This window comes from Streptomyces sp. Root431, assembly GCF_001426585.1.
Classification (GTDB): domain Bacteria; phylum Actinomycetota; class Actinomycetes; order Streptomycetales; family Streptomycetaceae; genus Streptomyces; species Streptomyces stackebrandtii.
In genome coordinates this window covers 377,733-394,423 of the sequence record NZ_LMEI01000013.1, presented here as the reverse complement: position 1 = coordinate 394,423, position 16,691 = coordinate 377,733, and the positions used below count along the sequence as shown (strand labels likewise).

Genomic DNA, 16,691 nt, shown 5'->3' with positions numbered 1-16,691 from the left:
CCGGATTCTCCGCGGCGGGAGTCTGCGCTGTCGCGGCGATTTACGCGCCGCGTCGGGCGTCGTCGGGCTACGAGTCGCCCGGCCCCCGTACCGACGAGCGGCCCACGACCGTGCCCGCTCGGTCGATGCAGATCACGTCCACCGCGACCGGCGCGCCGCGCAGGACCGCGAGGGACTCGTCGCGGGCGCGGGCGGCGACGAGGTCGCCGAGGGGCACGCCGGCGGCCTCGCAGAGGCGGAGGGCGGCGAGGCCCGTGTTCGCCTCGGCGATCTCCGCCGCCAGGGACTCCGAGGCGCCGCCGGTGCGGGCCAGGTCGGCGAGGAAGCCCTTGTCCACCTGGGAGCGGGCCGAGTGGAGGTCCAGATGGCCCGCGGCCAGCTTGGACAGCTTGGCGAAGCCGCCGCAGACGGTGAGCCGGTCCACGGGGTGGCGGCGGATGTACTTGAGGACCGCGCCCGCGAAGTCGCCCATGTCGAGGAGGGCGATCTCCGGCAGCTCGTACATCCCCGCGACGGTCTTCTCGGAGGTCGAGCCGGTGCATCCCGCGACGTGCGTGAGGCCGCCCGCGCGGGCCACGTCCACGCCCCGCCGGATGGAGTCGATCCAGGCCGAGCAGGAGTACGGGACGACGACGCCGGTCGTGCCGAGGATCGACAGGCCGCCGAGGATGCCGATGCGCGGGTTCCAGGTGGAGCGGGCGATCTCGGCGCCGTTGTCGACGGAGACGGTGATCTCGACGTCCCCGGGCGCCCCGTGCCGGGCGGCGACCGCGGCGACGTGCTCGCGCATCAGTTGCCGGGGGACGGGGTTGATCGCCGGTTCGCCCACGTCGAGGGGGAGGCCGGGGAGGGTGACCGTGCCGACGCCCTCGCCCGCCCGGAAGACGATGCCGGAGCCGGGCGGCAGGAGCCGTACCGTCGAGCGGATCACGGCGCCGTGCGTGACGTCCGGGTCGTCGCCGGCGTCCTTCACGACGGCCGCCATGGCCGACCCGTCCGCCAGGGACTCCGCGGTCAGCGCGAACGCCGGCGTCTGTCCCTTCGGCAGCGTGATCGTCACGGGGTCGGGGAAATCGCCGGTGAGGAGGGCCGTGTACGCGGCGGTCGTCGCCGCCGTCGCACAGGCACCGGTCGTCCACCCCGGGCGCAGACCGGTGTGCTTGAGTTGGGCCTCGCGCCCGCCGCCCGCTTTCATGAAGAGGCTCCTGTGCTGCACATACTCATTCTCGGAGGGACGACCGAGGCCCGCGCGCTCGCCGGCCTGCTCCACGGCGAATCCGACGTACGGGTCACCAGCTCCCTCGCGGGGCGGGTGGCGAGTCCCCGGCTGCCGGCCGGTGAGGTCCGGATCGGCGGGTTCGGCGGTGCGGACGGTCTCGCGGCCTGGCTGCGCGAGCACGCCGTGGACGCGGTCATCGACGCCACCCATCCCTTCGCCGAGCGGATCAGCTTCAACGCGGCCCGGGCGGCCGCCTCCGCCCATGTTCCCCTGCTGGCGCTGCGCCGTCCCGGCTGGGTCCCGGTGGCGGGCGACGACTGGCACTCGGTGGCCTCCCTGGAGGAGGCGGCCGGGGCCCTGGACGGCCTCGGCGACCGGGTCTTCCTGACCACGGGCCGTATGGGCCTCGCGGCCTTCGCGGACCGCCCCGAGTGGTTCCTGGTCCGCTCGGTCGACGCCCCGGACGCCCCGATGCCGGCCCGCACCGAGGTCCTCCTCGACCGGGGGCCCTTCACCCTGGACGGTGAGCGGGAGCTGCTTGCCCGGCACCGCATCGGCGTCCTGGTGACGAAGGACAGCGGCGGCGCGGCGACCGCCCCGAAACTGACCGCGGCCCGCGAGGCGGGCATCCCGGTCGTGGTGGTCCGCCGCCCCCCGGTCCCGGAGGGCGTCCCCGTGGCGGCGACCCCCGAGGAGGCCGCCGCGTGGGTGGCTACCCGGCTTCCGGAGTACCGAGTTCGGTGACCTCGACCCAGTTCATGCCCGGGTCGGTCGCGTCCATCTCGTTGCCCCAGGTGTCCGTCGCGACCACGCCGTAGAGCACGTTCTCGCCGTCGGGCGCGCTGCCGTGGAGGTAGGACGAGGCGTCGGGGCCGAGGTAGTCCCCGAGCTTGTACGCGACCCACCCCGTCTCGCCCTCGCCGTTGTCGTACCACTCGGCCCTGTAGATCCGGTAGTACTTCACATCGGACTCGGGGCTCGGTGTCCACTCCAGGAACACGCCGTCCTCGCGCGGGGTCGCCTTGAGCCCGGTGATCGGCGCGGGGGCGACGAGGTCGCCGCTGCGCGTGAACGAGGCCGAGGCGGCGGCGGAGACGTTCCCGGCCCGGTCCACGGCCCGGACCGTGTACGCGTACGTCGTACCGGGCGTCAGCCACTGGTTGCTGTACGCGGTGGCGGTGACCGTGTCGACGAGCGTGCCGTCGCTGTACACGCGGTACGCGGCCACGTCCGTCGCCGTGGGGGCGGTCCACGTCAGATCGACACCCCGGAGGGCGTTCTCGACCGCCTTCAGGCCGATCGGCGCGCCCGGAGCCGTACGGTCCACGGACGTGATCGGCAGGTCGACGGTGCCGACGGACTCGTTGCCCGCCTTGTCCACGGCGCGGATCTCGTACGCGTACGCCTGGCCCGTGGGCGGGGGGCTGTTGGTGAACGTGGTGGCGGTGAGCGGCGAGGTGGTGCCGCCGACGCGGGACCAGGCGGTGGTGCCGGTGAGGCGTCGGTAGACGCGGTAGCCGGCGAGGTCCATCTCCTTGTTCGCCGTCCAGCGCGAGGTGACCTGGTTGAGGGTCTTGTCGTACGCGACGGTGAACCCGGCGGGCGTGAGCGGGCGGATTTTGTCCACCGTCGCCGAAGTGCGGGGCGTGTAGGCGACCTTGACGTTCGCCGCGCCCGTCCAGGTCACGTAGTGCACGACGATCGTGTGGCGGCCGGACGGGATGGTGAGGTCGACCGTCTTCTTCTGGGTGGTGGAGTTGTTCTTCCAGAGGTCGATCTTGCGGACGCCGTCGAGGCTGACGCGGATGCCGTCCTGCGCCTCGGCGGTGAACGTGAAGGGGCCGCCGGAGCCGAAGTCGCGGGTGAGGGTCCAGCGGACGCCGAAGTTGTCCTTGGGGAGCGTGGTGACGGCCGGGTCGCCGAGGCCGTAGTTCTCGGAGATCACGCTGTCGCAGGTGGTCAGCTTGGGCGTGCCCGTGAGGGTGGTGTTGGCGTAGTACTCCGCCTTCCACAACGGGGAGTTGCAGGTGACGGCCGCTGCGGCCGGGGTGGCGGTCAGCAGACCGCCGGAGGCGACGAGGGCGGCCGTCGTGGCCAGCGCGCTCAGCCGGGTACGAGTCATCACAGGGAGAGGGGCCCTTTCCGGACCTATGGGGAACAGGTGATGCGTGGGGGAGGCGGGCCGGGCGGGTGAGGCCGGGCCGCGGCCGGAACGGGACTCTACCTGCCGGTTCCCTCTGCGCGACAGGGCATTCCGCTCGGCGCCCGCCCGCCCGGCGCCGGCGCCCGCCCGCCCGGCGCCGGCGCCCGCCCGCCCGGCGCCCGCCTGCCCGCCCGGCGCCCGCCTGCCCGCTCGGCGGCACCTTTTCCCCGGACGGGAAGACCGTCCGCGTCGAGTACCCGGACCGGGCAGGTCCGGGCACCTCACCCGGGGCCGGGTCCTGTCCGGCGGCCCTGATCCGCCGGACGGACCCCGGCCGCCCCGTGACCCTGCGTCAGCCGTACCGGCGCGGCGTCCAGGCGATCGTCCTGCCGTCCGCCCGCTCCACCGCCTGCGTCTGCGACGAGCCGACGAGGAGCAGGGTGCGCATGTCGACCTCGGACGGGTCCAGGGTCTTCAGGGTCAGGACGCGCACCGACTGCTCCGGGCCGCCCACGTCACGGGCGACGACCACCGGGGTCTCCGGGGAGCGCAGCTCCAGGAGGAGGTCGCGGGCCGCGGCCACCTGGTGCGTACGGGACTTGGAGCCCGGGTTGTAGAGGGCGATGACCAGGTCGGCGCCGGCGGCGGCGCGCAGCCGGGCCTCGATGACGTCCCACGGCTTGAGCCGGTCGGAGAGCGAGATCGTGGCGTAGTCGTGGCCGAGGGGGGCGCCCGCCGCGGCGGCGGCCGCGTTGGCGGCGGTCACGCCGGGGAGCACGCGTACGGGCACGTCCGCGTACTCCGGTTCGCAGGCGACCTCCAGGACGGCGGTGGCCATGGCGAAGACGCCCGGGTCGCCGCCGGAGACGACCGCGACCTTCCGGCCGCGCCGGGCCAGGTCGAGCGCGAACTCGGCGCGCTCCGACTCGACCTTGTTGTCGGAGCCGTGCCGGATCTGCCCGGGGCGCAGCTCGGGCACCCGGTCCAGGTAGGTGGTGTAGCCGACGAGGACGTCGGCGTTGACGAGCGCGCCGCGCGACTCGGGCGTCAGCCAGGGCGCGCCGGCCGGGCCGGTGCCGACGACGACGACCTCGCCCCGCTCCCGTACCGGCGGTTCCTGGTCGACGCGGGAGGGGAGGACCGCGACGGAGAAGTACGGGACGGACTCCGGGTCCACCTCGTCCAGCTTCGCCGTCCGCTCGCCCGCCATGAACGCCCGCTCCACGTACCGGGCGTCGTCGAGCCGGCCGGCCCGCTCCAGGGCGCGCTTCACGGTGGGGAAGGTGCGGCCGAGCTTCATCACGACCGCCGAGTCGGTGCCCGCGAGACGGGCCGTCAGCTCGTCCTCCGACAGCGTGCCGGGGATGATCGTGAGGACCTCCTCCGCCTCGCACAGCGGCTCGCCGAGCCGGGCGGCGGCGGCGCTCACCGAGGTGACGCCGGGGATGACGGTCGTGTCGTAGCGGTCCGCGAGCCGCTTGTGCATGTGCTGGTACGAGCCGTAGAAGAGCGGGTCGCCCTCGGCGAGGACGGCGACGGTGCGGCCGGCGTCGAGGTGGGCGGCGAGGCGGGCCGCGGCCTCCTCGTAGAAGTCGTTCAGGGCGCCCCGGTAGCCGCCGGGGTGGTCCGTGGTCTCCACCGTGAGCGGGTACATGAGCCGCTCCTCGATGTGGTCCTCGCGGAGGTGCTCGGCAGCGATGGAGCGCGCTATGGAGCGGCCGTGGCGGGCCGAGTGGTACGCGACGACGTCGGCGGCCGCGATGGCCTTCACCGCGGCGACGGTCATCAGGTTCGGGTCGCCGGGGCCGAGCCCGACCCCGTACAGCTTGCCCTTGCCCTTGACCTGGCTCGTGCCCGTGCTCATGCCTGGATCTCCGCTTCGTGGGCGAGGGCGTTGATCGCGGCGGCGGTCATCGCGCTGCCGCCGCGCCGTCCCCGTACGACGAGGTAGTCGAGGCCGAGCGTCTGCTCCGCGAGCGCGTCCTTGGACTCGGCGGCGCCGATGAAGCCGACCGGGATGCCGAGGACGGCGGCGGGCCTGCCCGCGCCCTTCGCGATCATCTCCAGGAGGTGGAAGAGGGCGGTGGGGGCGTTGCCGATGGCGACGACGGAGCCTTCGAGGCGGTCCCGCCACAGTTCGAGCGCGGCGGCGGAGCGGGTGGTGCCGAGCTCGGCGGCGAGGCCCGGCACGGCCGGGTCGGAGAGCGTGCAGATCACCTCGTTGTCGGCGGGCAGCCGCTTGCGGGTGACGCCGCTGGCGACCATCTGCGCGTCGCAGAGGATGGGGGCTCCGGCGCGCAGGGCCTCGCGGGCGTTCGTGACGACCTGGGGGGAGTAGGCGATGTCCTGGACGAGATCGGTCATGCCGCAGGCGTGGATCATCCGGACCGCCACCTGGGCGACGTCGGCGGGCAGGCCCGCGAGCTCCGCCTCGGCGCGGATCGTGGCAAAGGACCGGCGGTAGATCTCCGCCCCGTCCTTCTCGTAGTCGAACATCCTGGTGCTCTCGCTCATCTCGTCGTCGTGGTGGCGGTCGTGGTCGGGGTGGCGCTCTTCGTACGGGCCGTGGTCACCGCTGGGGGCGGGGCGGTACGGGCCGTGGCCACCGCTTCGGGCAGCGCGGTACGGGCGGTGGGGACGCCGTCCACCAGATAGGTGCCGTCGGCGGTGGCGACGACGTCGACCCAGGTGCCGTGCGGATGCCCGCAGCGGCGCTCGCACCCGGAGTAGTGGACGGGGAGCCCGGTCCGTCCCGGGGCCGCGTCGGCGCGGACGTCCGCGAGCGACTTGGCGCAGCCGGGGCGTCCGGTGCAGGCGCTGACGCCCGCCCAGGGGGAGTCGGGCCGGGTGATCAGTCCGTACGGGGGAGCGGCGAGCGCGGCGAGCCGGTCGGGACCGGCCGCGCCGACGACGACCGCGCCGCGCCACGGCGTCAGCCGGATCTCCTCGGCGGGCAGCAGCGCGCGCAGCTGGGCGGCGGTGAGGCGGCCGAGGGGTGCCAGGACGTAGAGGGCGGTGGCGCCGAGCGGTCCGGGGGCGAGCGGCTGCCCGAGGACCAGCAGCGATTCCCCCGCCGGTACGGGCTCCGCCGCGATCCCCGCGCGGTCGAGCGCGCCCGCGACGTCCGGGGCGTGGCCCTCGGGGAGCTCCCGGACGCGCCAGGCTCCGTTCCCGGCCTCGCGGGCGGCGTCGAGGAAGGCCCCGGCGGCGGCGAGCGCGGCCCGGGGTGCGTCGGCTCCGCGGACCCTGAGGGCCAGCCCGCCGACGTACAGAAGGGCGGATTCCGGCCCCACTGCGACCAAGGTCACATCGCCGCCGAGCCCTGCCACGTCGCCGCGGCCGTCGTCGAGGACGAACAGGAAACGGCCGGAAAGCGCCGCCGCCCAGGGTGCGGCGCACAGCAGCCCGTCGAGGGCGCGGGCCCACAACTGGACCTCGGGGCCGCCGAGTCCGTCGAGGCCGGCGGCGGGGGAGGCGACGATGTTGCGGACGCGTTCGTGGGTGGGGGAGGGCAGCAGGCCCGCCTCCGCGAGCAGTGCGGCGAGCTCCGCCCCGCACTCCTCCGCGAGGCCGCGCAGCTCCGCGTTTCCCCGGGAGGTGAGACTGATCCGCCCGTCGCCGAGGGACTCCGCCGCGGTCGCCAGGACCTCGACCTGACGACTCGTCAGGCGCCCTGCGGGCAGCCGCAGTCGGGCCAGCCGGCCATCGTCGGCGGCGTGCAGGCGCAGCGCCCCGGGGCAGGCGTCGCCACGGTCCCGAATGCGAGCTTCGTCCCGTTCGGGCGTCGGGGGTGGGGTGGGCGGCATGGCGGCGAGCATACCCACGGGGCACCGGGCCACCACCGAGTGTGATCCGGCCGACTCCACGGCCCGCCCCGCCCCGCCGACGCCACGATCTAGGATGCAGATCGGCATGGGGTCCCAGGGCCCCGGGGAGGAAGCCCGGTGAGAATCCGGCGCGGTCCCGCCACTGTGAGCCCGTACCGGCGATGGTCACGGGTGAGTCAGGAACTCCCGCCGTCCACACGACCACCCGGGGCGCGGACAACCCCGAGGAAGGGCCTGCGCACGCCATGCTTCTGCTGCTGTCGCACTCCGACACCGACCTGCTCAGCGCCCGCGCGGCGAACGCCGCCTCGGCCGAGGGCCCGGTGGAGTACCGCTTCGCCAACCCCTCCCGCCTGCCCCTCGCCGACCTCCCCGGCCTCCTCGACGGCGTCGAGCTCGTCGTCGTCCGCCTCCTGGGCGGCCTCCGCTCCTGGGAGGAGGGGATCGACGCGATCCGCGCCACCGGGAAGCCGGTCGTCGTGCTCAGCGGCGAACAGGCCCCCGACGCCCAGCTGATGGAGACCTCGACCGTCCCCGTCGGCGTCGCCACCGAGGCGCACGCCTACCTCGCGCACGGCGGCCCCGCGAACCTGGAGCAGCTGGCCCGCTTCCTCTCCGACACCGTCCTCCTCACCGGCCACGGCTTCGAGGCCCCGGCCGCCGCCCCCACCTGGGGCCCGCTGGAGCGCACGCCCCGGCGCACGGACGGCCCGACGATCGCGGTGCTGTACTACCGTGCCCACCACATGAGCGGGAACACCGCCTTCGTGGACACCCTGTGCGCGGCGATCGAGGACCAGGGCGCCCAGGCGCTCCCGCTGTACGTGGCGTCCCTGCGCGCCCCGGAGCCGGAGCTGCTCGACCGGCTCCGTACCGCCGACGCGATCGTCACCACCGTCCTCGCCGCGGGTGGCACCAAGCCCGCGGAGGCGCAGGCCGGCGGCGACGAGGAGGCCTGGGACGCGGGCGCGCTCGCCGCGCTCGACGTGCCGATCCTCCAGGCGCTGTGCCTGACCGGTTCGCGCGAGAACTGGGAGGAGAACGACGAGGGCCTGTCGCCGCTGGACGCGGCAAGCCAGGTCGCCGTGCCCGAGTTCGACGGCCGCCTCATCACCGTCCCCTTCTCCTTCAAGGAGATCGACGCCGACGGCCTGCCCGCGTACGTCGCGGACACCGAGCGCGCCGCCCGCGTCGCCGGGATCGCCGTCCGCCACGCGCGCCTGCGGCACATCCCGAACGCCGAGAAGAAGCTGGCGCTCGTCCTCTCCGCGTACCCGACGAAGCACTCCCGCATCGGCAACGCGGTCGGCCTGGACACCCCGGCCTCCGCCGTCTCCCTCCTCCGCCGTCTGATCGCCGAGGGATACGACTTCGGCCCGGCCGAGGAGCTCCCCGGCCTCGTCTCCGGCGACGGCGACGAGCTGATCTACGCCCTCATCGAGGCCGGCGGCCACGACCAGGACTGGCTCACCGAGGAGCAGCTGGCCCGGAACCCGGTCCGCATCCCGGCCGCCGACTACAAGCGCTGGTACGCCGAACTCCCCTCGGAGCTCCGCGAGTCCGTCGAGGAGCACTGGGGCCCGGCGCCCGGCGAGATGTTCCTCGACCGCTCCCGCAACCCGGAGGGCGACATCGTGCTCGCCGCCCTGCGCCGCGGGAACCTGCTGATCCTCATCCAGCCGCCGCGCGGCTTCGGCGAGAACCCGATCGCGATCTACCACGACCCCGATCTGCCGCCGTCGCACCACTACCTGGCGGCCTACCGCTGGATCGCCGCCCGTGCCGAGGACGGCGGCTTCGGCGCCGACGCCATGGTCCACCTGGGCAAGCACGGCAACCTGGAGTGGCTGCCCGGCAAGAACGCCGGCCTGTCCGCCGCCTGCGGCCCCGACGCGGCCCTCGGCGACATCCCGCTCGTCTACCCCTTCCTCGTCAACGACCCGGGCGAGGGCACGCAGGCCAAGCGGCGCGTGCACGCGACGCTCGTCGACCACCTGGTGCCGCCGATGGCGCGCGCCGACTCCTACGGCGACATCGCGCGCCTGGAGCAGCTCCTCGACGAGTACGCGCAGATCTCCTCCATGGACCCGTCCAAGCTGCCCGCGATCCGCGCCCAGATCTGGACGCTGATCCAGGCGGCGAAGCTCGACCACGACCTGGGGCTCGAGGACCGGCCGGAGGACGACGGCTTCGACGACTTCCTGCTGCACGTCGACGGCTGGCTGTGCGAGGTCAAGGACGCCCAGATCCGCGACGGCCTGCACGTCCTCGGCGGCGCCCCGGAGGGTGAGGCCCGGGTCAACCTGGTCCTCTCGATCCTGCGCGCCCGCCAGATCTGGGGCGGTACGCAGGCGCTCCTCGGCCTCCGTGAGGCCCTGGGCCTCGACGAGTCGGCCGCGACCCGCACCACGGCCGACGAGGCGGAGGCGACGGCGCGCGAGCTGGTCGAGGCGACGGAGGCCGCGAACTGGTCGGTGGACGCGGTCGCGACCGTGGCCGCCGCGCACGGCCCGGACGTGTCGGCGATCCTCCGCTTCGCCTGCGAGCAGGTCGTCCCGCGCCTGGCCGCCACGACGGACGAACTGACCCACGCGGTCCACGCCCTGAACGGCGGCTTCGTCCCGGCGGGCCCGTCCGGCTCCCCGCTCCGCGGCCTGGTCAACGTCCTGCCGACGGGCAGGAACTTCTACTCGGTGGACCCGAAGGCCGTGCCCTCCCGCCTGGCGTGGGAGACGGGCCAGGCCCTGGCCGACTCGCTCCTGGAGCGCTACCGCACGGACAACGGCTCCTGGCCGACCTCCGTCGGCCTCTCCCTCTGGGGTACGAGCGCGATGCGGACCGCCGGCGACGACGTGGCCGAGGCGCTCGCCCTGCTCGGCGTCCGCCCGCTCTGGGACGACGCGTCCCGCCGCGTGAACGGCCTGGAGCCGATCCCGCTGGAGGAGCTCGGCCGCCCCCGCATCGACGTCACCCTCCGCATCTCCGGCTTCTTCCGCGACGCGTTCCCGCACGTCATCGGCCTCCTCGACGACGCGGTACGCCTGGTGGCGGCCCTGGACGAACCGTCCTCGGACAACTACATCCGGGCGCACGCGCAGGCCGACCTGGCCGAGCACGGCGACGAGCGGCGCGCGACGACCCGCATCTTCGGCTCGCGGCCGGGGACGTACGGCGCGGGCATCCTCCAGCTCATCGACAGCCGCGACTGGCGCACCGACGCCGACCTCGCCGAGGTCTACACGGTCTGGGGCGGCTACGCCTACGGCCGCGGCCTCGAAGGCCGCCCGGCCCGCACCGAGATGGAGACGGCGTACAAGCGGATCGCGGTCGCCGCGAAGAACACGGACACCCGCGAGCACGACATCGCCGACTCCGACGACTACTTCCAGTACCACGGCGGCATGGTGGCGACCGTCCGCGCGCTGAAGGGCACGGCCCCCGAGGCGTACATCGGCGACTCCACCCGCCCGGAGACGGTCCGCACCCGCACGCTGGTCGAGGAGACCTCCCGGGTCTTCCGCGCCCGCGTGGTCAACCCGCGCTGGATCGAGGCGATGCGCCGCCACGGCTACAAGGGCGCGTTCGAGCTGGCGGCCACGGTCGACTACCTCTTCGGTTACGACGCCACGACCGGCGTCGTCGCCGACTGGATGTACGACAAGCTCACCCAGGAGTACGTCCTCGACCCCGACAACCAGGCCTTCCTGAAGGAAGCCAACCCCTGGGCCCTGCACGGCATCGCGGAGCGCCTCCTCGAAGCCGAGTCCCGCGGCATGTGGGAGAAGCCGGACCCGGAGACCCTGGCCGCCCTGCGCCAGGTCTTCCTGGAGACCGAAGGCGACCTCGAAGGCGCCGCGGACTCCGACCGGGAGGACTGACCCTCCCGAGGAGGGCCGGCACCCCTCCTCATCCGCGTGGTCTCCGAAGGCCTCGCTCACCGCACGGGGGTCGGTGGGCGGGGCCTTCGGCATGCCCGCGCACACCCCGCAGGCAAGGCGGCTCGGCCTGCTCCGTCGGCTCGGCCGGTTCAGGCGGAGGCTATGCGCAGGATCAGGGCGGCCACCGAGATCAGGGTGAGGACGAGCGCCGGGGCCAGCTCGTAGTCCTTCGCGCGCAGGTGGGTGATCACGGCGCCCGCGAAGTAGAGGGTGACGCCGATGGCCGCCGCCACGCCGAGGAGAGGGACGGCGAGGCCGGCGAGGAGGCCGACGGCGCCCGCGGCCTTCGCCGTGGCGAGCCAGGGGAGCCAGGATTCGGGCACGCCGAGCTTGGTCATGTTGCCGGTGATCTGCGGGTTGCGCGTGAAGGTCAGGAAGGCGGAGGCGGAGAGCGCGAAGGCGAGCAGCGCGGCGACGATGGTGTAGCCGAGGAACATGGAAGGGCTCCGATGGTGTGGGTGACTCAATCGTTGAACGGTATCAACGATTGACCTGGCTCCACAATGGGCCCGCTGTTACGGTGGACGGCATGGCAGCTCATCCGACCGATCGCCTCGGCTTCCTCCTCTCCTTCCGGGGGGAGCTCACCGGCGCGCGCATCCGCGCGGCCCTGGGCGTCGTGGGGCTGCACCCGCGGAACGCGATGACGCTGATGCAGCTCGCCCCGGGGGCCATGAGCCAGCGCGAACTGGCCGCCGTCATGGAGATCGACCCGAGTCAACTCGTCGCGATCCTGAACGAGTTGGAAGACGCCGGGCTTGCGGGGCGGCGGCGCGATCCCGCCGACCGCCGGCGGCACATCGTGGAGATCACCCCGGCCGGCGTCGAGGCCCTCGAACGGGTCGACGCGGCCGTGGGCGCGGCGGAGCGCGAGCTGTTCGGGGATCTGACCGAGGCCGAACAGGTCCTGCTGCGCGGGCTGTTGGACCGGGTGGTCGTCGATCCCGCCGACCACGAGTGCGGTTAGCCGGGGCACGTCCGTTCTCCGTCGTGGAGCCGGACGGCGGCACGCTGGTCGGGACCGTGACGCGGTGGGGCATCGACACGCACCACCGGACGTGCCCTAGGGCCTAAGGCGTGTTCGGCGCGCCGCCCAGGACCCGTACCGCTTCCACGATCAGGTCCCAGAAGCCGGCCGCGTCGACGTCCATGCCCACCTCCGCGTTGGGCGGCAGGCCCGTCACCCCGTCCAGGTCGACGACCGTCGCGCCCCGCGTCCACGTCCCCGTCAGCTCCACCCGCACCGCCGCGCGGACCAGGCTGACCAGCGACGGGTCGATGAGGTGGGCCACGGTCAGCGGGTCGTGCAGCGGGGGCGTGTCGAAGCCGTACACCTCGCGGTAGGTCGACGCGAAGTAGGTGAGCAGCTCCACGCAGAGCCGGCTCAGCGGCGTGCCGAGCGCCGTGAGCCGGGCGATGACCTCGGGGGTGGCCCGCACCTGGTGGGTGGCGTTGAGGCCGAACATCGTCACCGGCACTCCGCAGCCGAAGACGATGTCCGCCGCCTCCGGGTCGCAGAGGATGTTGAACTCGGCCGCGGGCGTGGTGTTTCCGCGTTCCGCCGAACCGCCCATCAGGACGATCCGCTCGATGCGGTCCGTCAGCCGCGGGTGCGCGAGGAGCAGCGTCGCGATGTTCGTCAGCGGGCCCGTCGGGACGAGGGTGACGGGGGCCGGGTGGCGGATCAGGGTGTCCCGGAGGAGCGTGAGCGCGTCCCGCGGGTCCTGCGGCACGGTCGGTTCGCCGTCGCCGAAGCCCGCGCCCGGGCCGGACTCCCAGCTCGGGCCGTCGAGCCCCGAGCCGCCGTGGATTTTCTCGGCGATGAGCTGCCCGCCGTGCGGCCGGGCGTGCAGCGGGCCCGCCGCGCCCGCCGCGATCGGCACGCCCCGGATCCCCGCGGCCTCGCACATCCGGCGCGCGTTGAGGGTGGTCTTGTCCACCGACTGGTTGCCCGCGACGGTCGTGATCGCGAGGAGGTCGACGGAGGGGTGGGCGGCGGCCAGCAGGATGTTGAAGGCGTCGTCGTGACCGGGATCGCAGTCGAGGATCACGGGTACGGGCATGCCTCCACCGTGCCACAGGGGGCCGGGTGCCGTCACGAGCCCTTCCGGGTCATCCGCCGATCGGTGCCATCCGAGTCACGAGTGCTCGCATCTCGAAGATCTTCGAGCCGAAAACCTCATTGTTCTAGTAGAGTGCAAACAAGGGAGGTTTTCGATGAACCGTGCCACACCTCGTCTCCGCGCGCTCGCCGCGCTCCCCTTCGTCCTCGCCCTCGCCGTCCACCTGCTGCTCTTCGCCCGCTGGCGGGACGAGTTGCCCGCCGAACTCGCCACCCACTTCTCCGCCCGGGGAGAGGGCGACGGCTGGACCGGCCCGACCGCCTACGTCCTCGTCAGTACGGCCCTGCTCCTCGGTCTCGCCGCCGGCTGGACCGCGCTCGTCCGCCGCCGGTACCTGTGGGCGGCCTGGGCCACCGCGGGCTTCGCCGGCGGACTCCTCGTCCAGCTCCTCCGCGCCAACCGCGTCGACGACACCTTCGGGCCGGTGGTCTTCAGCCCCGGCATGGACCTCGGGATCGCCTTGGTGGTCGCGGTCGTGGCCGGCGCCGCCGGGTGGGCGCTCGGCTCGCTCGTACCGGCCGAGGCGGAGCCCTCGGCGCCCGGGGAGGCGGACCCTTCGGTGCTTCCGCTCGCCGCGGGCGAGGCCGCCCGCTGGTCCAAGGACACCGGCTCCCGCGCCCTGACCGTCCTCTCCGTGCTCGCCCTCGCCGCCGCCCCCGTGACCCTGCTCGTCGCCACCTGGCCCGGCGCCCTGCTCGGCCTGCTCGGTCTCGTCGTCGGCGTACCGGGGCTCGCCCTCGCGCGGGTCCGGGTCACCGTCGACCGGCACGGCCTCACCGTCCGCTCCGCCCTCGTCCCCCGCCCCCGCGTCCGCGTCCCGCTCGACGGGGTGGAGGGCGCCGGCGTCCGCGAGATCGACGCCATGACCGACTTCGGCGGCTGGGGCTACCGCGTCCGGGCCCACCGGACGGGCGTGGTGCTGCGCTCCGGCGAGGCCCTCGTCGTACGGAGGGGGAGCGGCCGCGAGTTCGCGGTGACCGTGCCCGACGCGCGGACCGCCGCCGCCCTTCTGAACGCGCTGGTCGAGCGGCATGGGAAGGTCTGACCGTGCTCTTCCGCGTCGACCCGGCCTCCTCCGTCCCCCTCGGCGACCAGATCGCCGCCTGCGTCCGCGGGGCGCTCGCCGACGGCTCCGCCGAGCCCGGCGAACGCCTCCCGGCCGCCCGGGAGCTGGCCGACTCCCTGGGCGTCAACGTCCACACCGTCCTCCGCGGCTACCAGCGGCTCCGCGAGGAGGGCCTCATCGAGCTCCGCCGGGGCCGCGGCGCCGTCATCGTCCCGGGTGTCGCCGCCCCCGACCGCGCCCGGCTGGTCTCCCGGCTGCGCGAGGCGGCGGCGGAGGCCCGCGAACTGGGCCTGACGGAGGCGGAGTTCCTGGAGCTCGCGCGTACCAGCCTCGGTTGAGGCAGGAGCTCGTCCGTATCCGTCTCGGCTGAGGCAGGAGCTCGCCCGTACCCGTCTCAGCTGAGTACGGAGCCGATCCCGACGTTCCAGCGGCCCGAGCGGCCGGTGAGTTCGACGGACGACCGGGGGCGCACGTCCAGGCGCCAGAAAGCCGCCCCCGGCGCGCCGAGGGCGTGCGCGACGGCCGCCCGGATCACGTCCGGCTCGGCGACGGCCCAGACGGTGCCCGGCTCCAGGCCGTCCATCCAGGCGGCGACCCGGTCCCACAGGGACCGCAGGGACTCCCCGCCGTGCGGTACGGCGTCGGGGTCGGAGAGCCAGGCCGCCACCGACTCCGGATCCTCGGCGGCGAGTTCGTCCAGGCGCCGGCCCCGCCACCGGCCCATCGCGCAGCCCGCGAGCGCCGGTTCGGGCACGACCCCCGGCACGCGGAGGAGCTCGGCCGTGCCCCGGCAGCGCGGGGACGGCGCGGTGAGCGCCCGTACCGACCGTCCGAGGCACACCGGGTCGGCGCTCGCGGGATCCACCGGGGAACCGTCGTCGAAGCGGGCCTCGCGCAGGGCCGCGTTCATGGCCGGGGCGACCAGGACGAGCCGCACGGTCCGCTCCGGCGGAGGCGGGCCGGACGGCCCGGGCACGCCTGACGGCCCTGACGGCCCGGGCACGCCGGACGGCCCTGGCGGTCCCACGGTTGATGCGTTCACGGGTGATTCATCCCTCAGTGCTCGATCTGCCGCCCGTGCGCTCTTCCCGCGCTGCGGCCCGCGCGGTACGGTCACGGCGACAATTCCACAACCGACGACGGCGAGACGGAAGTCCGGTGAGAAACCGGCACGGTCGCGCCACTGTGAGCCGACCCGGCATCCCCGGGACCCGGCGAGTCAGACCCGACGACCGTCGTCGCGCACCACCGTTATGGGACGCGAGTTCCCGAGGAGGTTCCGCCATGGCCGAGGCCGTCGCCCCGTCCGCCATCCCCACCACCCCCGTCGCGCTGCCGGTTTCCCTGCCGGTCCGCACCGTGCTGCCCTGGGCGCTGTTCGCCGGGCTGCTGGCGCTCGTCGCGCTCTACTTCGTCGGCGCCGAGCAGGGCGCCCTCTCCGTCTTCGCGGGCAGCGATGTCCACGAGTGGGTCCACGACGGTCGTCATCTGCTCGGCTTCCCCTGCCACTGACCGCGGTAGAGGAGCTCACGCACATGTATGACACGTCGTCCTCCACTGTGAGGAGACTGCTGGTCCGCGGCATGCTCGCGGGCCTGATCGCCGGACTGTTCGCCTTCGTCGTCGCGTACGCCGTGGGCGAGCCGTCCGTCGACGCCTCGATCGCCGTCGAGGAGGCCGCCGCCAAGGCCGCGCACGCCGGTCACGGCGCCGCGGCGGCCGCCGAGGAGGCGGAGGAGGAGCTCGTCAGCCGGGACGTCCAGTCCACGGCCGGCCTCGCCACCGGCGTCCTCGTCTACGGCGTCGCGCTCGGCGGCATCGCCTCCCTCGCGTTCGCCTTCGTCCTCGGACGCGTCGGCCGGTTCACGCCGAAGGCCACCGCCGCGCTCGTCGCGGCCGCCGCCTTCACGACCGTGTACCTCGTGCCGTTCCTGAAGTACCCGGCGACCCCGCCGGCCGTCGGCAACCCCGACACCATCGGGAAGCGCACCACGCTCTTCTTCCTGATGATCCTGCTGAGCGTGCTGCTCGGCGTCGCCGCCGTCATCGCCGGCCGCCGCCTCGCCCCGCGCCTCGGCAACTGGAACGCCACCCTCGTCGCCGGCGCCGGTTTCGTCGCCGCCGTCGCCGTCGCCTGCGCGCTCCTGCCGGGCAACGACGACGCGGTGCAGGTCGGCTTCCCCGCGGCCGTGCTGTGGGAGTTCCGGCTCGCCACCCTCGGGATCCAGGCGGTCCTGTGGGCGGTCTTCGCTGTCGCCTTCGGCGTCCTGGCCCAGCGGCTGCTCGCCCCGGCCGCGCCCCGCACGGCGGTCGCGGAGCCGGTCACGGTCTGAGTGACGGTCCGGGTCACGGCCTGAGCCATGGCCTGAGCCATG

Annotated in this window: 15 protein-coding genes, 1 pseudogene and 2 riboswitches; of the genes and pseudogenes, 8 read left to right on the top strand and 8 right to left on the bottom strand. The window is 74.2% G+C overall.

Features of this window, described 5'->3' with window-relative positions:
- Window positions 1–67: 67 nt before the first annotated feature.
- Window positions 68–1,195 (bottom strand): cobalt-precorrin-5B (C(1))-methyltransferase, encoded by a 1,128-nt coding sequence (locus ASC82_RS27220; protein WP_056653370.1) that lies wholly within the window; start codon window positions 1,193–1,195, stop codon window positions 68–70.
- A gap of 15 nt (window positions 1,196–1,210) precedes the next feature.
- Between ASC82_RS27220 and ASC82_RS27215 the strand changes: the two genes are divergently transcribed.
- Window positions 1,211–1,963, top strand: coding sequence for a cobalt-precorrin-6A reductase (locus ASC82_RS27215; protein ID WP_056654310.1), 753 nt, complete (start codon window positions 1,211–1,213; stop codon window positions 1,961–1,963).
- On the opposite strand, the gene ASC82_RS27210 is transcribed toward ASC82_RS27215, so the two are convergent.
- The 4 genes from ASC82_RS27210 to ASC82_RS27195 form a co-directional block, all read right to left on the bottom strand.
- Window positions 1,932–3,341, bottom strand: a complete 1,410-nt coding sequence (locus ASC82_RS27210; protein WP_056653366.1) for a PA14 domain-containing protein — start codon at window positions 3,339–3,341, stop codon at window positions 1,932–1,934. The two genes, ASC82_RS27215 and ASC82_RS27210, sit on opposite strands and share 32 nt — an antisense overlap.
- A gap of 373 nt (window positions 3,342–3,714) precedes the next feature.
- Complete coding sequence (locus tag ASC82_RS27205) at window positions 3,715–5,226, bottom strand: precorrin-2 C(20)-methyltransferase (RefSeq protein WP_056653363.1); 1,512 nt, start codon at window positions 5,224–5,226, stop codon at window positions 3,715–3,717.
- Window positions 5,223–5,876 (bottom strand): precorrin-8X methylmutase, encoded by a 654-nt coding sequence (locus ASC82_RS27200; RefSeq protein WP_056653360.1) that lies wholly within the window; start codon window positions 5,874–5,876, stop codon window positions 5,223–5,225. Before ASC82_RS27200 ends, ASC82_RS27205 begins: the two co-directional genes overlap by 4 nt.
- Window positions 5,873–7,180, bottom strand: coding sequence for a cobalamin biosynthesis protein CobG (locus ASC82_RS27195; protein WP_079039508.1), 1,308 nt, complete (start codon window positions 7,178–7,180; stop codon window positions 5,873–5,875). Before ASC82_RS27195 ends, ASC82_RS27200 begins: the two co-directional genes overlap by 4 nt.
- Before the next feature lie 79 nt (window positions 7,181–7,259).
- Window positions 7,260–7,394: riboswitch (cobalamin riboswitch) on the top strand.
- A 40-nt stretch (window positions 7,395–7,434) separates the two neighbouring features.
- On the opposite strand from ASC82_RS27195, the gene cobN reads away from it, so the two are divergent.
- Window positions 7,435–11,067, top strand: a complete 3,633-nt coding sequence (gene cobN, locus ASC82_RS27190; protein WP_056653357.1) for a cobaltochelatase subunit CobN — start codon at window positions 7,435–7,437, stop codon at window positions 11,065–11,067.
- A 149-nt stretch (window positions 11,068–11,216) separates the two neighbouring features.
- On the opposite strand, the gene ASC82_RS27185 is transcribed toward cobN, so the two are convergent.
- Window positions 11,217–11,564 (bottom strand): DoxX family protein, encoded by a 348-nt coding sequence (locus ASC82_RS27185; RefSeq protein ID WP_056653354.1) that lies wholly within the window; start codon window positions 11,562–11,564, stop codon window positions 11,217–11,219.
- 92 nt (window positions 11,565–11,656) lie between these two features.
- Between ASC82_RS27185 and ASC82_RS27180 the strand changes: the two genes are divergently transcribed.
- Window positions 11,657–12,094 (top strand): MarR family transcriptional regulator, encoded by a 438-nt coding sequence (locus tag ASC82_RS27180; RefSeq protein WP_056654307.1) that lies wholly within the window; start codon window positions 11,657–11,659, stop codon window positions 12,092–12,094.
- An 11-nt stretch (window positions 12,095–12,105) separates the two neighbouring features.
- Window positions 12,106–12,183: pseudogene (locus ASC82_RS31295) on the top strand (N-acetyltransferase); the annotation flags it as partial.
- Window positions 12,184–12,197: 14 nt separating this feature from the next.
- Here ASC82_RS31295 and ASC82_RS27175 read toward each other — a convergent pair.
- Entirely contained in the window at window positions 12,198–13,190 is a 993-nt protein-coding gene (locus tag ASC82_RS27175; protein WP_056653351.1) for a nucleoside hydrolase, read from the bottom strand.
- A 154-nt stretch (window positions 13,191–13,344) separates the two neighbouring features.
- On the opposite strand from ASC82_RS27175, the gene ASC82_RS27170 reads away from it, so the two are divergent.
- Window positions 13,345–14,295, top strand: coding sequence for a hypothetical protein (locus ASC82_RS27170; protein WP_056653348.1), 951 nt, complete (start codon window positions 13,345–13,347; stop codon window positions 14,293–14,295).
- A 2-nt stretch (window positions 14,296–14,297) separates the two neighbouring features.
- On the top strand, window positions 14,298–14,654 hold the full coding sequence (locus ASC82_RS27165; RefSeq protein WP_056653345.1) for a GntR family transcriptional regulator: 357 nt from the start codon (window positions 14,298–14,300) through the stop codon (window positions 14,652–14,654).
- A gap of 56 nt (window positions 14,655–14,710) precedes the next feature.
- Here ASC82_RS27165 and ASC82_RS27160 read toward each other — a convergent pair whose 3' ends face one another.
- Entirely contained in the window at window positions 14,711–15,253 is a 543-nt protein-coding gene (locus ASC82_RS27160; RefSeq protein WP_347336089.1) for a histidine phosphatase family protein, read from the bottom strand.
- Window positions 15,254–15,465: 212 nt separating this feature from the next.
- Window positions 15,466–15,541, top strand: a riboswitch (cobalamin riboswitch).
- Between the two features lie 59 nt (window positions 15,542–15,600).
- On the opposite strand from ASC82_RS27160, the gene ASC82_RS27155 reads away from it, so the two are divergent.
- Window positions 15,601–15,828 (top strand): CbtB-domain containing protein, encoded by a 228-nt coding sequence (locus tag ASC82_RS27155; RefSeq protein WP_024755781.1) that lies wholly within the window; start codon window positions 15,601–15,603, stop codon window positions 15,826–15,828.
- 23 nt (window positions 15,829–15,851) lie between these two features.
- Window positions 15,852–16,649, top strand: coding sequence for a CbtA family protein (locus tag ASC82_RS27150; RefSeq protein ID WP_079039507.1), 798 nt, complete (start codon window positions 15,852–15,854; stop codon window positions 16,647–16,649).
- Window positions 16,650–16,691: the final 42 nt, after the last annotated feature.

Coding starts and splice junctions, on each gene's coding strand:
- cobN (WP_056653357.1), top strand. CDS start 7,435: ATGCTTCTGCTGCTGTCGCACTCCGACACCGACCTGCTCAGCGCCCGC.
- ASC82_RS27195 (WP_079039508.1), bottom strand. CDS start 7,180: ATGCTCGCCGCCATGCCGCCCACCCCACCCCCGACGCCCGAACGGGAC.
- ASC82_RS27180 (WP_056654307.1), top strand. CDS start 11,657: ATGGCAGCTCATCCGACCGATCGCCTCGGCTTCCTCCTCTCCTTCCGG.
- ASC82_RS27210 (WP_056653366.1), bottom strand. CDS start 3,341: ATGACTCGTACCCGGCTGAGCGCGCTGGCCACGACGGCCGCCCTCGTC.
- ASC82_RS27205 (WP_056653363.1), bottom strand. CDS start 5,226: ATGAGCACGGGCACGAGCCAGGTCAAGGGCAAGGGCAAGCTGTACGGG.
- ASC82_RS27175 (WP_056653351.1), bottom strand. CDS start 13,190: ATGCCCGTACCCGTGATCCTCGACTGCGATCCCGGTCACGACGACGCC.
- ASC82_RS27220 (WP_056653370.1), bottom strand. CDS start 1,195: ATGAAAGCGGGCGGCGGGCGCGAGGCCCAACTCAAGCACACCGGTCTG.
- ASC82_RS27200 (WP_056653360.1), bottom strand. CDS start 5,876: ATGAGCGAGAGCACCAGGATGTTCGACTACGAGAAGGACGGGGCGGAG.
- ASC82_RS27155 (WP_024755781.1), top strand. CDS start 15,601: ATGGCCGAGGCCGTCGCCCCGTCCGCCATCCCCACCACCCCCGTCGCG.
- ASC82_RS27150 (WP_079039507.1), top strand. CDS start 15,852: ATGTATGACACGTCGTCCTCCACTGTGAGGAGACTGCTGGTCCGCGGC.
- ASC82_RS27170 (WP_056653348.1), top strand. CDS start 13,345: ATGAACCGTGCCACACCTCGTCTCCGCGCGCTCGCCGCGCTCCCCTTC.
- ASC82_RS27185 (WP_056653354.1), bottom strand. CDS start 11,564: ATGTTCCTCGGCTACACCATCGTCGCCGCGCTGCTCGCCTTCGCGCTC.